The sequence below is a fragment of the Candidatus Streptomyces philanthi genome, from assembly GCF_059553635.1.
The window spans coordinates 1-16,411 of record NZ_JCANQV010000128.1 but is presented as its reverse complement, the minus strand read 5'-3'; the positions used below and the strand labels follow the sequence as shown (position 1 = coordinate 16,411).

Here is a 16,411-nt window from a genome sequence, read left to right as displayed (position 1 = left end):
CCTCGACGCCCTCGGCCACCCCGCCGACGTCGTCTGCGTCACCAGCCCCGACCTCCTCTTCCGCGCCCTGCGCGCCCGCCGCGGCACCGAGGACGCCCCCACCTGGATCCTCGACCAGGTCTTCCCGCCCGACCGCGCCACCCCCCTGGTCACCCTCCTCGACGGCCACCCCCACACCCTGGCCTTCCTCGCCACCCTCCACGGCGTCCCCGCCGCCACCCTCGGCGTCACCCGCTTCGGCCAGTCCGGCTCCCTCGACGAGGTCCACCGCCACCACGGCATCGACACCGACAGCGTCGTCACCGCCGCCCTCGACCTGGTGGACTGACGGGAGGGGCGTGTGCGGGGCGGGGTGGGGCCGTCCCGCACACGGGAGCCGGCGGGGCGGGCGCCTCTTCCGGCCGGCCGTACACGTGGCCACGACCGGAACAGGTGGATCCCGTGCCGGGTCATCACCGTGCCGGGAGACCGGATGGCCTTCCTCGAACGCGGCGCACCGGTATTCCGTACCGGGGACTCCTTGCTGCAAGGATCCCGCAAGCCCGGTGCAAGCACTCTGACGGAGCCCCAGGGCATGAGCTGTTCGAAGAGAGGCAACCGGCACACAGGGGGATGTCATGTCGGCTACCGGCAGGCACGTGGAGCCTGCGCTCGTGCAGGGCGGTCAGTGGCTCACCAGGCGGGACTGCAAGAGCGTGTTGGTCGTCGCACACACGATGGTCTACGCGCAGCGGCTGCGGGACGCTTTCTCGCTCCTGGCCGCGGACTTCCGGGTGCAAGTGGTGTTCACCGTGGCCCCGCACCCGTTCGGAGAAGGGGTCTCGCGGTATCTCCGGCGGAAGGGGATCACCGTCATCGCCTGGGAGCACGCACTGCGCAGGCGGTTCGATCTCGCACTGGCCGCGGGCTCCCAGGGGATCGACAAAATACAGGCGCCTGTGATCCGGCTCCCGCACGGAGCGGGACACAACAAACCGCTCCGGGAGCCTGCGGATCCGGCGGAGGCGTCGAAGCGTACGGCCGGCATGCTCAGCCGGCAGCACTTGATGCGCGACGGCAGGCTGGTGCCGGCCGCGGTGGGCCTCTCGCACGAGCGGTACCTGGAGGACCTGGAGCACTCGTGTCCAGAGGCGCTCGCCGTCGCCACCGTCGTGGGAGATCCGGGCTACGACCGGATGGTGGCGAACCTGGCGCGACGGGAGGCATTCCGCAGGGCGCTCGGCGTGGCGGCCGGGCAGTCGCTGCTGCTGGTCACCTCGACCTGGGGACCGTCGTCGGCGTTCGGCCGGTTCGACGCGCTGCTGCCGCAGCTGCTCGGCCAGCTGCCGGAACGGAAGTACAGGGTCGCGGTCCTCGTGCACCCCAACGTGTGGGCGGGGCACGGGGACTGGCAGGTTCGTGGCTGGCTGGCCGCCTGCCGGAACCAGGGGATCGCGGTGCTGCCCCCGGAGACCGAATGGGAGGCACCGCTGATTTCGGCCGATGTGATCATCGGCGATCACGGATCGCTCACCGCGTACGGCACGTTGACGGGTGCCCCGGTCCTTCTCACCCACAGCTCGGAACGGACCGTCGTCGAGAATTCCCCCGCCGCGCTGATCGCAGGCGTGGCCCCGGTCCTCTCTCCGTCGCGTCCGTTGGAGGAGCAGCTGCGGTACGCCGCGGACGAATACCGGGAGGGGCAGTTCGCCCCGGTAGCAGCCCTCCTCTCCTCCGAACCGGGCCGCTTCCACCGTCGGACGAGGGCCCTGATGTACCGCTTGCTCGGCTTGGGCGAACCCGCGTTCCCGCCGCCCGTGCCGCCGGTGCCGGTGCCTCCTTCCCTGGACCGGTGGTGCGACGACATGGGGGAGGTACCGGCATGAGGGACACAGGTGTCCGGCGGACGGGGACGTCGGCGGCATTGGTGGGAGTACACCGTGCCCAGCGGTGCGGAGTGAACCACCTGGAGAAGCGGCTCCCCGTGTTCCATGTGTCGTCCGGTCGTTTCCGGAGCGCCGAGGGGGCGCCGCACGGCGCGGAGCACCGGGGGACGACGCGGTACGCCCCCACCGCACGCTGTGCGGCACTGGACCGGCAGACCGGGGGAGGAGCGGTGAGCACCGTGTTGCCGTCCCTGTGCCGCACGCACGTGGGTCGTGGCACCGCGCGCGCCACATGGACGGCCGGCGGCGATGAGCACCTGCGGGTTGATCCGTGCATCCGGCAAAGGGCGGTCTGGCCCGAGTGTGCGGATGTTCTCGCCGCTTCGCTGCCGGCAGAGGGCGGGCCGGAAGTCGCGGCGGAGGAGGCCGCCGCGTTGCTCGGCCGGTACCCGGGGTGCCTGGTCGTGGCCGTGCCGGACACCTGCGGCGGTTGTGTCATCGGTGTGCGGGGTGACGGGACACTCCGTGCTTCGCCGGTGGCGGCGCTCCCGGGGGAGTCCGCGCACTGGCAGGTCCTGGCGTCGTTCCTGCACGCCTGGCTGGTGACCGGGGGAGCCGTGGCCTCCCTGCGGAACGTCGCGGTGCACGGGCGGACCGGCGCCGTCTGCGTCCGCCTGGCTCCGCTCTGAGCGGGGAGAAGCCGCCGTACGGGGCTCGCTGATCACAGCTCCTGTATCCGTTTCTCCATGCGACGGACGTCGGCAGGGCTCAACGGCAGGTAGCTCTCCCGCGCTTCGTTGTAGCGGCGGCGCGCTTCGTGCGTGTCGCCGCGCAGCAGGGCGGCTTCGCCCAGCATTTCCAGGGTGCGTGCCTGCCAGTGCCGTGACCCGGACGAGCGGAACTGCTCGAAAGCCTCTTCGAGCAAGCGGGCCCCTTCCGCCTCGTGGCCGAGTGACGTCGTGGCTTGCCCCAGGAAGGCGAGGGCACGGGCGGCATCGTAGGTGTCGCCTGCTTCGAGGAGTTGGGTGTGCGCCTGTCTCAGGTGCCCGGCCGCCGCCGCGTGGTCGCGGCGGGCGAGGGCGGTCTGTCCCAGACACAGACGGGAGAGGGCCGCACCGCGCCGGTACCCGATCTCCTCGCGCAGTACCAGGGCCCGGGTGAAATGTGCTTCCGCCTCTGTCAGCCGCCTCCCGGCGAGACACGCGTTGCCCAGCCCGTTGAGTGCCTGTGCCTGCTCCCGTACGTTCTCGTCCTCCTCGGCGATGCTGAGTGCGCGCGCGTACCAGTCGGCGGCCTCGCGATGCCGGCCGGCGTTGCGCAGACCGGCGCCTCCCGAGGTCAGCATGCGGCTTTCGGCACGGCGGTCCCGTGCGTGGCGGGCGGCGGCGAGGCCCAGCTCGTGCGCGTCGATCCACAACTCGGTGGGGCGCAGCCGAAGGAAGAGCGGCCACATGGCGTCCACCAGCTGCCAGCACTCCTGGTGCCAGCCGGCCGCGGCGCTGTGCCGGACGGCGGCTTCGAGGCTGTCACGATGGGCGTCCAGCCACCTCAGCGCGTCGTCCGGGGCGGGGAAGCCGCCGACGGGCCCACAGCCGTCCGAGGAGATCCGCGGCAGGGTCCGGTGGCTGGGCGTGAGCGCTTCCTCTGCGGCGGTCGCGGTGGCGACGCACCAGCTCACGAAACGACGCAAGGTCTCTTGCCGGGCCGCTGGGCTCTCCTCCGTTTCGCCGCACTGCCGAGCGTGTGGACGAACCAGGTCGTGGAAGCGGTAGCGGTCGGGCCCCGTCTCTTCCAGCAGGTTGGCCTCGACCAGGGCGTCCAGATGGCCGGCGGCCTCATCGGGTGACCGCCGGGTGGCGACGGCGGTCATCTCCAGATCGTAGGCAGGGGCGGGAAGCAGGCCCAAGCGGCGGTACGTCGACGCGACGGGCGGTGGCAGCAGCCGGTAGCACTGATCCAGCGCGGAGTGTACGGCGGCCTCGCCGTCCACCTGAAGGGCGTCCAGGGGACCCTGCCCCTGGGAGAGCCTGGCGGCCAGCGATGCCAGGGACTGCTGGGGGCGGACGGCCAGGTGGGCGGCGGCCAGACACAGTGCCAGTGGCAGGCAGGCGCACAGGGTCACCACTTCGCGCGCGGCCTGGGGATCTTGATCGGTGCGTTGGCCCGCCCCGCAGCGGGAGAGCAGATCGACGGACGCGTCGGTGGTCAGTGGCTGGAGCTGGTGCAGTGCGGCCCCGTCCGCCAAGAGGCCGGTGAGGTGGCGGCGGCTGGCGACCGCGACCAGGCAGCCCGGTCCGGACGGGAGGAGGGGGCGTACCTGGGCCGCGGTGAACGCGTTGTCCACCATGACGGTGAGGAGCAGTCCGGCGGTCAAGGTGCGCCACAGCGCGGTGCGTTCGGCGAGGTCCACCGGGACCGATGCCGCTCCGACGGAACGCAGAAAGTGTTCCAGGACATCGTCGGGCCTGACCGGCTCCGACCCTGAGTGTCCACCGAGGTCGGCGTACAGCTGGCCGTCGGGGTAGTTCTCCGCGCATTCCTGCAGCCACCGGGAGACCAGGGTGGTCTTGCCGACGCCTGCCAGCCCGCTGACCACCACCAGTTGCACCGTATGGGACGGATGGGACGCCCGTAGGTTGCGCAGCGCGATGAGGTCTTCCGTCCGGTCCACGAAGTTGGCGCGTGACGGGGGAAGCTGATGCGGGGTAGGCGTGGGCGACGGAGCGAGAGGGGCCGGGTGGAAATGCACTCCTCCCCGGATGTCGCCCGCCTGAACGATGCTGCCGTGTGTCGTGGCCGAACCGCTGACGGTGTTCGTCCGGCCGGGCCGTGCGGCGTACCGGGACAGCCAGGTGACCAACGCGCTGTGCAACCCGGCGTCTGCCGCGGCGTTCCGTGCCAGCGCGCGGGCCAGGAGGGGGAGGCGCACCAAGGGGTCGTCCGCCGTGTGCGCCTCGGACCACAACCGGGCGGTCTCCGTGTCCCCGTGGGTCACTGACCGCGCGAGATCTCCCAACGCTCGCCACGCGGGCGCGTTCCGCTCCGCGCCGCCGGAAATCATGGCCGATAAGAGTGCCGTGGTCATATCAGCTTCCACCGTTTCTCCCTGTGCGCCTTGCTGGTCGAATGCCACGTCGCCCCCTGGTGTGCGCAGCTGAGCGCCCCTTCTACGGGTTCTGCTCGGATGTATTTTGGCATATGCCATTCTTTGGAAAATGATCAATTTGCAGCTATTTTCAGACCTCAAGCAAGCGGATGTAGCCATGAATATGTTCGTGGTGCCATTCTCATTAAACGGTAGTCGTACCGGCGGGAGGGGGCGCTGGTGGAACTCCGCATACGGTTGCTCGGTACGGTCGAACTGCAGAGGCACGGCGTTCGCAGCCGGCTCGGATCGGCCAAGGAGCGCAGGGCGCTCGCCGCCCTGGCGTGGGACGCCGGCCGGACGGTGAGCATCGACACGCTCATCCACCGCGTCTGGGACGACACCCCTCCGGCCAAACCGCGGGACGCCCTTTACGTGCTCGTCGCCCGCATCCGCAAGGCGCTGCACGGCATGGCGGGAGAAGAGGCGCCCGCACTCACCAGCGGCACACGGACCTATGCGCTGGAAATCTCCCCGGACGCCGTGGATCTACGGCGATATCTCCGCCTTCTCGGCCAGGCGTGCTATCTGGCCGACGGCGGCGGCAGCCAGGAAGCGCAGCACCTCTTCGACGAGGCTGCCGCGCTGTGGACCGGCGATCCTCTGTCCGGCATGCCGGGAGCCTGGCCGGAGCAACTGCGGGGCGTGGTCGCGGAGCGGAACGTGGCGGCCGCCCAGGCGAGGGGCGGTATCGCGCTGCAACGAGGGCGCTATGCGGAGGTCGTCGCCGAACTGCTGCCGCTGGCCGAGAAACATCTCGCGGACGAATCGCTCATCGAGCAACTCGCCCTCGGGCTGTACGGCGCGGGCCGCTCAGGGGAGGCCGCCCGTCTTCTCCAACGGAGCCGACGTCACTCCCTGAACGAATTCGGCGCCGAACCGGGCGAGGCGCTGCGACGCATCCATCACGGGATCCTGAACCGGACACCGGTCACCGCGCTCATCCCCTCCAACGGGGGCGATGTCGCCGGCGCACCGGCCCCGCCGCCTCCCGACTCCTTGCCCGGCGACGTGGCCTGGGTGGGACGGGGCGCCGAACTCGCCCGCCTCACCGCCGCCCTGGCGGGCGCCCAGGGAGTCCGCGCCGTGGTCCTGGAAGCCATCGACGGCATGCCGGGTGTCGGGAAGACCGTGCTGGCCGTGCATGCCGCCTACCAACTGCACGATCACTTCCCCGACGGCCGGATCTTCCTGGAGCTGCGCGGACACGCCATGGACCAGGCACCGCTGACACCGGCCGAGGCGCTGACCCATCTGCTGCGTCGGCTCGGCACCTCCGGCAGGGACCTGCCAGGGGATCTGGACGATCTGATCGCCCTGTGGCGCATGACCGTGCGCGACCGCCGCATGGTGATCATCCTTGACGACGCTGCCGGGCCCGAGCAGGTGCGGCCCCTGCTCCCCACGGGTTCGCCCACTCTGGTGATCATCACGAGCAGAAGGCGCCTCGCCGGGCTCCCGGGCGTCCGGCCCATCTCCTTGGACGTGTTGCCGGAAGAGGATGCCATCGCCCTCTTCCAGCGTCTGCTGGGCGAGCGTGCCCCCAGTGCCTCGGAGGCCGCCCGCGTCGTCATGCTGTGCGGTCACCTTCCGTTAGCGATCTCACTGGCCGCCAGCCGTCTGCTGACCCGGCCGGCGTGGAGCGTCACGGACCTCATCGACTGCTTCAACAGGGTGGGGGGACGTCTTCCTGAAATCCGTTACGGGCAGACCGAATTGTCGCGGACCTTTGAGGTCTCCTATGTCACGCTGAGTCCTGTTCAGCAGATGGTCTTTCGCCGCGTCAGCCTGCACACCGGGTCGGAATTCGGTTCCCGGGCAGCCGCGGCGCTCGCCGGTCTGCCGTTGGGGGAAACGGAGCGCACACTCGAAGATCTGATCGCGTGCAACTTGGTCTCGGAGCCTTCTCCGCACCGCTACAGGTTGCATGATTTATTGCGTGAATATGCTCGTACCCTTGCGGGGGAGGAACCCGAGGAGGAAACGCGGGGAGCCGTCGCCCGTCTCGTCGGACATTACCTGCACGCGGCGGACCGGGCGGACCGCGCCGTCTTCCCGCACCGGTTCCGTATCGCCGTTCCCGACGATGTGCTCCCCGAGGGCAACGGCGGCCAGGCGCCTTGGGCGGGTCCTGATCCGCAGCAGTGGTTCACCGTTGAGGGTTCCAACCTGCTGGCCGCCCTGGAGCACCTTCGCGCCCATGGCGCGCAGCGTGAGCTGGCACTTTTCACGCATGTTCTGGCCGGGTTCCTTGAAGCCGAGGGCTACCTCGTCACGGCCGGGCCTCTGCTCGAACGTGCTGTCGCGTACTGGCGTGACGTGAACGACGGCGGTGCGCTTGCCCGAGCCCTCCTGGATCTGTCCGTCGTGGCCACCCGCAGGTCCGACTACGGCGTGGCGATAAGTGCTGCGGCCGAAGCCCTGGAAAAGGCCCGGGAACGGGACGACGAAGACCTTGAGGCGGAGTCCCGCCATCTCCTCTCCGTGCCGTACTGGCATACGGCGAGATTTTCGGAGGCGCTCGACCATCAGCTTCGTGTGCTGGCGCTGAGGATAAAGAAGACGGATCGCCTTCAGCAGGCCAGGTCCTTCAATCTGCTGGGCATGACTTCTTTGAGCATGGAACGGCATGAAGATGCATTGAAATTCTTCCTGGAGTCCCTTTCCCGATTCCGCGATGTGGGTGATCGACGCGGTACATGGGTGGCGCTGAACAACCTTGGCGAGCTTTATGTGAAATTGGGTGACCTGGGGCGCGCTCACCGCTCGTACCGGCAGGCGATGAGCCTGTGGCAGGTGACGGACGGTAAGGGCGAATATGCCATTGTCCAGATGAACCTGGCAAGTGTTCTCCAGGAAGTGGGGAAGCCTGACGAGGCCCTCGGGATGTTCCGGAAGGCGCTCGCGGCGCTGCGTAGTATTGGTGATCGGCGCAGTGAATCCCTTGCCACCAATGCGATCGGGTGTGTGCTCCAGTCCGTGGGCCGCAGCGAGGAGGCCCTTCCCTATCACGCGGCGGCACTGGCCTTGGCCCGTCGGATTCACGCGACCCAGGAGGAGGCTCGGTCGCTCAGGGACCTCGCTGTGGCGGAACGGGCTGTCGGGCGACTTGTTCAGGCGAAGTTCCATCTTCAGGCCAGTCTCGCCATCAGTCGTGAGATAGGGGCCCGGTCGGAGGCGGCCGAAACGTCGGAGATGCTGGACGGGGTCCGAGAAGTGCTCGGGGAGCGCGACGGAAAACGGACCTGAGGTCGCAAATCTTCCGGGTTTGGCGATTTGGCCGCGCGATGGGCCTCTTCGGAATCGAGTTTGTTCCCAGGGCATCCGCGTGACTACCATGATCCGCGCGGTCGTCGCCCGTTTTCTTTCGGAGTGATGACGCTCGCAGTCCATCCGTTGTTGTCATTCCGAGGAGAAATCGAACGTGCCCAAGTTGCGCGCTGCGCTGATGGTCGCCGCTCTGGTCTGCATCCCTTATGTGGCACCTGCCTTCTCGGCCGCCACTGGCAGCGTGGCCTGACGCGGAACGCCGGGCCGGGACTCCCTTCCGCCGTTTTCGAGGTACCCTCGGTCTTCACTCTCCCCTTTCTCGGGTGTGAGTGATTCTCCGGTGTGTGAAATCCGGCTCGGCTCGTCATCTTCTGGCCGGTGTGGCCTCATCGGCCCGGTGAGCGCCGGGGCTCCGCCCGCAGGGCGAATCCTGTGCAGTTCTTCTCCAGGGCCCCGGAGAATTTTCGGGTGCTTTTCCTTCCGGACGGTGCCGACCGGCTGCCCGCGTGTCACCGGGCTCGTACGCAGCAGTGCGATGTCCACAACGCTTTGGTCGACACCGGGGAATACCCCGGTATCGTGACCCTTTTTCTTTTCGCCGAACAGCTCGGCAGGATCGACGGTGAGGGGGGACCGGGCTGGGCGGTACGACGCACGGCCACTTTGGCACGGACCCTGTACCGCTGGCCGGCCCCGCCCCCGCCCACACCGGCCCCCGGCAAGGCCGTCGCGCATCGGGCAGGTGCCGTGGTGTCAGGACCGGCTGAGATCGACCAGCTTCAGCAAAACTCCTGCCGCCGAGCTCACAGATCCAAGAGGGCCCCGACCCAGCGCCGAAAGAAGCAAACGCGCCGGCCGGGGCCCCTCCCCTCAGCACTCGATGATGTTCACCGCCAGCCCGCCCCGGGCGGTCTCCTTGTACTTGACGCTCATGTCGGCGCCGGTGTCGCGCATGGTCTTGATGACCTTGTCGAGGGAGACGTGGTGGCGGCCGTCGCCGCGGAGGGACATGCGGGCGGCGGTGACGGCCTTGACGGCGGCCATGCCGTTGCGTTCGATGCAGGGGATCTGGACGAGGCCGCCGACGGGGTCGCAGGTCAGGCCGAGGTTGTGTTCCATGCCGATCTCGGCGGCGTTCTCGACGTGCTCGGGGGAGCCGCCCAGTACCTCGGCGAGGCCGCCCGCGGCCATGGAGCAGGCGGAGCCGACCTCGCCCTGGCAGCCGACCTCGGCGCCGGAGATCGAGGCGTTCTCCTTGAAGAGCATGCCGATCGCGCCCGCGGCCAGCAGGAACCGCACCACGCCGTCCTCGTCGGCGCCCGGCACGAAGTGCGTGTAGTAGTGCAGGACGGCGGGGATGATGCCGGCCGCGCCGTTGGTGGGGGCGGTCACCACGCGGCCGCCCGCGGCGTTCTCCTCGTTGACGGCCATGGCGTAGAGGGTCACCCACTCCATGGCGCGGGCCTGCGGGTCGCCCTCGGCGCGCAGCGCGCGGGCGGCGGTCGCGGCGCGGCGGCGGACCTTCAGGCCGCCGGGGAGGATGCCCTCGCGGGACATGCCGCGGGTGACGCAGCCCTGCATGACGCGCCAGATCTCCAGCAGCCCGGCGCGGATCTCCTCCTCGGTGCGCCACGCCTTCTCGTTCTCCAGCATCAGGGCGGAGATGGACAGCCCGGTCTCGCGGGACAGACGCAGCAGTTCGTCGCCGGTGCGGAAGGGGTGGGTCAGGGCGGTGTCGTCGAGCTTGATGCGGTCCTCGCCGACGGCGTCCTCGTCGACGACGAAGCCGCCGCCGACGGAGTAGTACGTCTTCTCCAGCAGGGGCGCGCCGTGCTCGTCGTAGGCGAACAGCGTCATGCCGTTGGCGTGGTACGGCAGGGAGCGGCGGCGGTGGAGGATGAGCTGGGTGGGCTCGTCGAAGGCGATCTCGTGGGACGCCCCTATGTCGGTGGCGAGCAGGCGCAGCCGGCCGGTGGTGCGGATGCGCTCGACCTCGGCGTCGGCGTTCTCGACGTCGACGGTGCGGGGGGAGTGCCCTTCGAGGCCGAGGAGGACGGCCTTGGGGGTGCCGTGGCCGTGCCCGGTGGCGCCGAGGGAGCCGAAGAGTTCGGCGCGGACGGAGGTGGTCTGGGCGAGGACACCGTCGTTCTTCAGGCGGCGGGCGAACATCCGGGCGGCGCGCATCGGGCCGACGGTGTGGGAGCTGGACGGGCCGATGCCGATGGAGAAGAGGTCGAAGACGGAGATGGCCACGGGGACACTCCCTTGTCTGCTCGTGGTGGTGGGGCGGCGCGCGGGCAGGAGGTGGAGGCGTGCCGCCGGGGGCGGAGGGGGCGGCGGGTGCCGCGGGGAGGGTGTCCGGGATGCCGGCTTTCGAGCGTAACCCGGTCAGGGGGCGGTGGGGCGTACGGGGACCATCGGGCGGTCGTCGTCCGGGGTGACAGTGTGTGCCGGGGCGGTCTCCCCGCCGTCGGTCACCGGGTCGCTGTCGGTCAGCCCGGCCCGGTGGGCCTTGACCCCGGCGCGTACCGCCCAGAAGTAGAAGGCGACGGCGGAGACGGCGACGACGGCGATGTCCAGGCCGTCGGGGATGACGCCGCTGCCGCCGAAGTCGGGGCTGCCGAGGGTGGAGACCACGGCCATCCACACGAGGAACGCGACCATCCACCAGGCGGGGGCGAAGTGCCGGCGCAGGTTCTTCTCGCCCCGGTGGCGCAGCACCAGGTAGGCGATCGGCACCGAGATCAGGGTGAGTACCGCGATCTTGATGGTGTCCGGGGACTTCGACCAGTACAGCGCGCAGGCGGCGAAGGCGAAGGTGATCGGGCACAGCACCTTGGCGGCCGGCAGGCGGAACGGGCGCGGCAGGTCCGGCTTGGTCTGCCGGAAGACGCCGACCGCGATCGGGCCCATGAGGTACGAGATGACCATGGCCGCCGAGACCACTCCGGCCAGCGCCTTCCAGCTGTGGCCGATGGTGACCAGCAGCAGGACGGAGAAGCCGAGGTTGAGCCACATGGCGGGGCGGGCGGTGCCGTACACGGGGTGCACGGAGGCCAGCTTCTTGGGGAAGAAGCCGGTCTCGGCGATGTTCTGGGCCATGTAGGCGGCCGAGGCGACGTTGGCGATGTTGGCGCCGGCCGGCGAGATGAACGCGCCGAACTGGAGCATCATGACCACCCAGTGCAGCATCAGCAGCTTGGCGAGGTCGGCGAACGGCGAGTCGAAGTTCACGCCCTGCCAGCCGCCGGCGCGGGCCAGCTGCTCGGGCGGTACGGAGCCCAGGTACGCGGTCTGGAGCGCCAGGTAGATCACCAGGCCCAGGGCGAGCGCGCCGGCCAGGGCGATGGGGATGGCCCGGCCGGGGTTCTTCGCGGCGCCGCCGAGGTTGACGACGGCCTGGAACCCGTTGAAGGCGAAGACCACACCGGAGGTGGTGACGGCGGTGAGGACCGCCGGCCAGCCGTACGGGGCGAAGCCGCCGTGGGAGGTGAAGTTGGAGGTGTGGAAGCCCGAGGCGATCATGGCGGCGACCGCGAGGACCGGGATCGCGAACTTGACCAGGGTCAGGACGGTGTTGGCGCGGGCCAGCAGCTGGACGGACCAGTAGCAGGTGCCCCACAGGACGACGGTCAGCAGCAGGGCGACGACGGTGCCGGAGGCGGTCAGCTGGTGGTCGGCCGGGTCGACCAGGCCGCGGGCCCAGTCGGCGCCCCAGGACGACATGTACTGGGTGGCGGCGATCGACTCGATCGGGATGAGCGAGGCGACCGAGATCCACACCGCCCAGCCGGTGATGAAGCCGAGGACCGGGCCGTGGGAGAGATGGCCGTAGCGGGCCATGCCGCCGGGGATGGGGTAGGCGGCGCCGACCTCCGCGTAGGACATCGCGATCATGCCGATGAAGATCGCGCCGATCACCCAGGCGGCCAGCGCGGCCGGGCCCGCCACCTGGGCCGCCGTGCCGGCGCCGAAGAGCCAGCCGGAGCCGAAGATCGAGCTGATGCCGATCATGATGAGGGCGAAGAGGCTGAGGCGCTTCCTGTTGCCCGCGCTCATGTCCATGGGGGTGGGTGTCCGTCCTGCTGATCACGAAAAGGCCCCTTGGAGCCGGGGCCGCATTCCACTTTATTTCTTGAAAAGCGGCCCGAAGACGGGCAGGCAGGCCGCGAGCCCGGGGCAACGACCCCGGGCTCGCGGCCCGTTCACCCCCGCGGTACCGGAAAACCGGGTCCGCGGGGCCCTGCCTCATGAATCGCGTCACACCACGGCGTGGGCTCCGCGGACCGGCTCAGAGCGAGGGGTACAGCGGGTGCTTCTCCGCCAGCGTCGTCACCCGCGCCTTGAGGGCCTCGGCGTCGTACGACGGCTTCAGCACCTCGGCGATGATGTCGGCGACCTCGCGGAAGTCCTCGGCCTGGAAGCCGCGGGTGGCCAGGGCCGGCGTGCCGATCCGCAGACCCGAGGTGACCATGGGGGGCCGGGGGTCGTTGGGGACGGCGTTGCGGTTGACGGTGATGCCGACCTCGTGGAGGCGGTCCTCGGCCTGCTGGCCGTCGAGCGCGCTGTCGCGCAGGTCGACGAGGACGAGGTGGACGTCCGTGCCGCCGGACAGCACGGACACGCCGTGCTCCTTGACGTCGTCCTGGACCAGGCGCTCGGCGAGGATCTTGGCGCCCTCAAGGGTGCGCTGCTGGCGCTCCTTGAACTCGTCGCTGGCCGCGACCTTGAAGGAGACGGCCTTGGCGGCGATGACGTGCTCCAGCGGGCCGCCCTGCTGACCGGGGAAGACCGCCGAGTTGATCTTCTTGGCGAGCTCCTGGGTGGAGAGGATCACACCACCGCGGGGGCCGCCGAGGGTCTTGTGCGTCGTGGTGGTGACCACGTGCGCGTGCGGGACGGGGGAGGGGTGCAGACCCGCCGCCACCAGGCCGGCGAAGTGCGCCATGTCCACCATGAGGTACGCGCCGACCTCGTCGGCGATCCGGCGGAAGGCGGCGAAGTCGAGCTGGCGGGGGTAGGCGGACCAGCCGGCGACGATCAGCTTGGGCCGGTGCTCCTTGGCGAGGCGCTCGACCTCCTCCATGTCGACCAGGTTGGTCTTCTCGTCGACGTGGTAGGGCACCACGTTGTACAGCTTGCCGGAGAAGTTGATCTTCATGCCGTGGGTGAGGTGACCACCGTGGGCGAGATTGAGGCCCAGGATGGTGTCGCCCGGCTTGATCAGCGCGAACATCGCGGCGGCGTTCGCCTGCGCGCCGGAGTGCGGCTGCACGTTCGCGGCCTCGGCGCCGAAGAGAGCCTTGATCCGGTCGATGGCGATCTGCTCGACGACGTCGACGTGCTCGCAGCCGCCGTAGTAGCGGCGGCCGGGGTAGCCCTCGGCGTACTTGTTGGTGAGGACGGAGCCCTGGGCCTCCATGACCGCGACCGGGGCGAAGTTCTCCGACGCGATCATTTCGAGGGTGGACTGCTGGCGGTGGAGCTCGGCGTCGACGGCGGCGGCGACGTCGGGGTCGAGCTCGTGCAGGGAGCTGTTGAGGAGCGACATGAGTCTTTTCCTGGAGGGATCAGGAGGCGCTGAGCGCTTCCGGTGCGGGCGGTGGCCGTGAGTCAGCCGGCGATGAACGCGTCGTACTCGTCGGCGGAGAGCAGGTCCTCCGGCTCGTCGGTGATCTTCACCTTGAACAGCCAGCCGCCCTCGAAGGGAGCGGAGTTCACCAGCGAGGGGTCGGTGGCGACGTCCTCGTTGACCGCGGTCACCTCACCGCTGACCGGCGAGTACAGGTCGCTGACCGACTTGGTCGACTCCAGCTCGCCACAGGTCTCGCCCGCGGTGACGGTGTCACCGACGGCGGGCAGGTCCACGAAGACGACATCGCCGAGCGCGTTGGCGGCGTGCTCGGTGATCCCGACCGTCGAGGCGCCGTCCTCGGCGCCCGACAGCCACTCGTGCTCCTTGCTGTAGCGCAGCTGCTGGGGGTTGCTCATGGCTCGATTCTCCTGTACGCGGGGGTGTGGTCGTGAAAGGGGTCTTGCACTGTGAGACACCAGGGTGACGCGGGAGCCGCCCGGGGGCCGGTGGCCCTGGCCGGGCGGGCGCTACTTCTGCCGCTTGTAGAACGGCAGGGCGACGACCTCGTACGGCTCGTGGCTGCCGCGGATGTCCACCCGGACGCCCTCGGTGCCGGGCGTGGCGTGCGCCGCGTCGACATAGGCGATGGCCAGCGGCTTGCCGAGGGTGGGGGAGGGGGCCCCGGAGGTGACCTCGCCGATCACGGCGCCCTCGGCGTCGACCACGGCGTAGCCGGCCCGCGGGACGCGGCGCCCCTCGGCGACCAGGCCGACGAGCACCCGCGGCGGGTGGCTCTCGGCGCGGGCCGCGGCCTCCTCCAGCGCGGCGCGGCCCACGAAGTTCCCCCCGTTGGAGGTCTTCTCGAACTTCACGACCCGGCCCAGGCCCGCGTCGAACGGCGTGGTCGCGGTGGTCAGCTCGTGCCCGTACAGCGGCATCCCCGCCTCCAGGCGCAGGGTGTCGCGGCAGGACAGGCCGCACGGGACCAGACCGGCCTCCTTGCCGGCCGCGGTCAGTGCCTCCCACAGGGCGGCCGCGTCGGCGGGCCGGACGAACAGCTCGAAGCCGTCCTCGCCGGTGTAGCCGGTCCGGGCGATCAGCGCGTCGATCCCGGCGACGGTGCCGGGCAGGCCCGCGTAGTACTTCAGGCCGTCCAGGTCGGCGTCGGTGAGGGCCTTGAGGATGCCGGCGGACTCCGGGCCCTGGACCGCGAGCAGCGCGTAGGCGTCGCGGTCGTCGCGGACGGTGGCGTCGAAGCCCTCCGCCCGCTCGGTCAGCGCGTCCAGGACGACCTGGGCGTTGGCCGCGTTGGCGACGACCATGTACTCCTCGTCGGCGAGGCGGTAGACGATCAGGTCGTCGAGGATGCCGCCGCGCTCGTCGCAGATCATGGTGTAGCGGGCGCGGCCGGCGCGGACGCCGCCGATGTTGCCGACCAGCGCGTAGTCCAGCAGGTCGGCCGCCTGCGGGCCGGTGACGGTGATCTCGCCCATGTGGGAGAGGTCGAAGAGGCCGGCGCGGGTGCGGACGGCGAGGTGCTCGTCGCGCTCGCTGCCGTAGCGCAGCGGCATGTCCCAGCCGGCGAAGTCGGTCATGGTCGCGCCGAGGGCGCGGTGCGTGGCATCCAGCGCGGTACGGCGGGGGGCTTCGGTCATCGTTCCCAGGCTCCCAAGCAGACGTGACAAGACGGTCTCCCCATCTGTCATCGGAACCTGAGAGGTTCACCGGGAGTCCGCGGACGGACCCGGTTTGCACCTTGGGTGGAGCCGCCTCCCTCGGCCGGGCGGCGGTTCGCTTTTCAGATCTGCCTCGCCCGCGCGGTATAGGGGCCTGAGAGATTCAAGGGAGGACTTGCTCCTTCGGCGCCCCGCCGTGACGGCCGGGGACTCTCCCGCGCGGATTCAAGCGGCCGGTATGCAGTTGGCGGCGTACGGCCGGACGGCGGCACACCTGCGGCACATGTATACGGATGAGCACGATGTGCACGCGGCGCGGACATCATCGCACGGGATCGGCCGATGCAGGAGTCCCGGTCCCGGGAGCCGTCCCGGTGGACGCGAGGGTGACCTCACCCCTACCCGAACTTGACCTTCCCTTGAAGGTCATGACCTTCTCTTGGCATTCTGCGGGCGGGGCCCGCACGGGCCGGGCGGGGAGGGGCGAACACGGTGCACGGTGAAGCGGGACACGCGACGGGAACCGGAACACCCCCGGACGGCGGCCCGCCGGGAGAGACGGTCCGGCCCGGCGACGGGCCCGCCGTCGTCGACCTGCGCGGGCGGCGGCCCGCCGCGCTGCGCTTCCCGGCCGGGGCCCTGGTCGTCGTCTCCGGCCTGCCCGGCAGCGGCAAGAGCACCCTGATGCGGCGCGCTGTGCCCCCGCGCGACACCAGGGGCGCCGCCGTGCACCGCGTCGACTCCCAGGACGTCCGCGCCCGCTGGGAACGCGGCCCGGCGGGCCTCCTGCCGTACGCCGCCTACCGCCCCCTGGTCCGCGCCGCCCACTACCTCGGACTGCGTCGCGCGCTGCGCGCCGGCGGCAGTGTGGTGGTGCACG

Annotated in this window: 10 protein-coding genes, 2 pseudogenes and 1 riboswitch; of the genes and pseudogenes, 6 read left to right on the top strand and 6 right to left on the bottom strand. The window is 70.3% G+C overall.

The features are described from left to right. The 3 genes and pseudogenes from AC51EU_RS16700 to AC51EU_RS16690 form a co-directional block, all read left to right on the top strand. Positions 1-328, top strand: a pseudogene (locus tag AC51EU_RS16700) (pyruvate dehydrogenase); the annotation flags it as partial. A 310-nt stretch (positions 329-638) separates the two neighbouring features. Then, positions 639-1,865 (top strand): hypothetical protein, encoded by a 1,227-nt coding sequence (locus AC51EU_RS16695; protein WP_496267737.1) that lies wholly within the window; start codon positions 639-641, stop codon positions 1,863-1,865. Between the two features lie 536 nt (positions 1,866-2,401). Further along, entirely contained in the window at positions 2,402-2,554 is a 153-nt protein-coding gene (locus tag AC51EU_RS16690; protein ID WP_496267736.1) for a hypothetical protein, read from the top strand. 32 nt (positions 2,555-2,586) lie between these two features. Here AC51EU_RS16690 and AC51EU_RS16685 read toward each other — a convergent pair whose 3' ends face one another. Further along, complete coding sequence (locus AC51EU_RS16685) at positions 2,587-4,536, bottom strand: tetratricopeptide repeat protein (RefSeq protein ID WP_496267735.1); 1,950 nt, start codon at positions 4,534-4,536, stop codon at positions 2,587-2,589. Between the two features lie 654 nt (positions 4,537-5,190). Between AC51EU_RS16685 and AC51EU_RS16680 the strand changes: the two genes are divergently transcribed. Both AC51EU_RS16680 and AC51EU_RS16675 read left to right on the top strand, forming a co-directional pair. Then, the gene (locus AC51EU_RS16680; RefSeq protein WP_496267734.1) at positions 5,191-8,259 is read left to right on the top strand and encodes an AfsR/SARP family transcriptional regulator; all 3,069 of its coding nucleotides are present in this window, start codon (positions 5,191-5,193) and stop codon (positions 8,257-8,259) included. Positions 8,260-8,850: 591 nt separating this feature from the next. After that, positions 8,851-8,967: pseudogene (locus tag AC51EU_RS16675) on the top strand (phosphoserine transaminase); the annotation flags it as partial. Positions 8,968-9,150: 183 nt separating this feature from the next. Here the strand turns inward: AC51EU_RS16675 and AC51EU_RS16670 are convergent. The 5 genes from AC51EU_RS16670 to gcvT form a co-directional block, all read right to left on the bottom strand. Then, positions 9,151-10,533: an L-serine ammonia-lyase gene (locus AC51EU_RS16670; protein WP_496267733.1), complete on the bottom strand. Its 1,383-nt coding sequence runs from the start codon at positions 10,531-10,533 to the stop codon at positions 9,151-9,153. A 135-nt stretch (positions 10,534-10,668) separates the two neighbouring features. Further along, positions 10,669-12,345 (bottom strand): APC family permease, encoded by a 1,677-nt coding sequence (locus tag AC51EU_RS16665; RefSeq protein ID WP_496267732.1) that lies wholly within the window; start codon positions 12,343-12,345, stop codon positions 10,669-10,671. A 226-nt stretch (positions 12,346-12,571) separates the two neighbouring features. Further along, positions 12,572-13,831: a serine hydroxymethyltransferase gene (glyA, locus tag AC51EU_RS16660; protein ID WP_496267731.1), complete on the bottom strand. Its 1,260-nt coding sequence runs from the start codon at positions 13,829-13,831 to the stop codon at positions 12,572-12,574. 62 nt (positions 13,832-13,893) lie between these two features. Beyond that, positions 13,894-14,271, bottom strand: a complete 378-nt coding sequence (gene gcvH / locus AC51EU_RS16655; RefSeq protein WP_496267730.1) for a glycine cleavage system protein GcvH — start codon at positions 14,269-14,271, stop codon at positions 13,894-13,896. Positions 14,272-14,382: 111 nt separating this feature from the next. Further along, positions 14,383-15,510 (bottom strand): glycine cleavage system aminomethyltransferase GcvT, encoded by a 1,128-nt coding sequence (gene gcvT / locus AC51EU_RS16650; protein ID WP_496267729.1) that lies wholly within the window; start codon positions 15,508-15,510, stop codon positions 14,383-14,385. A 153-nt stretch (positions 15,511-15,663) separates the two neighbouring features. Then, positions 15,664-15,759, bottom strand: a riboswitch (glycine riboswitch). Positions 15,760-16,023: 264 nt separating this feature from the next. Here gcvT and AC51EU_RS16645 point away from each other — a divergent pair. Then, positions 16,024-16,411 (top strand): AAA family ATPase (locus AC51EU_RS16645; RefSeq protein WP_496267728.1); only part of this gene is annotated, 388 nt, incomplete at its 3' end.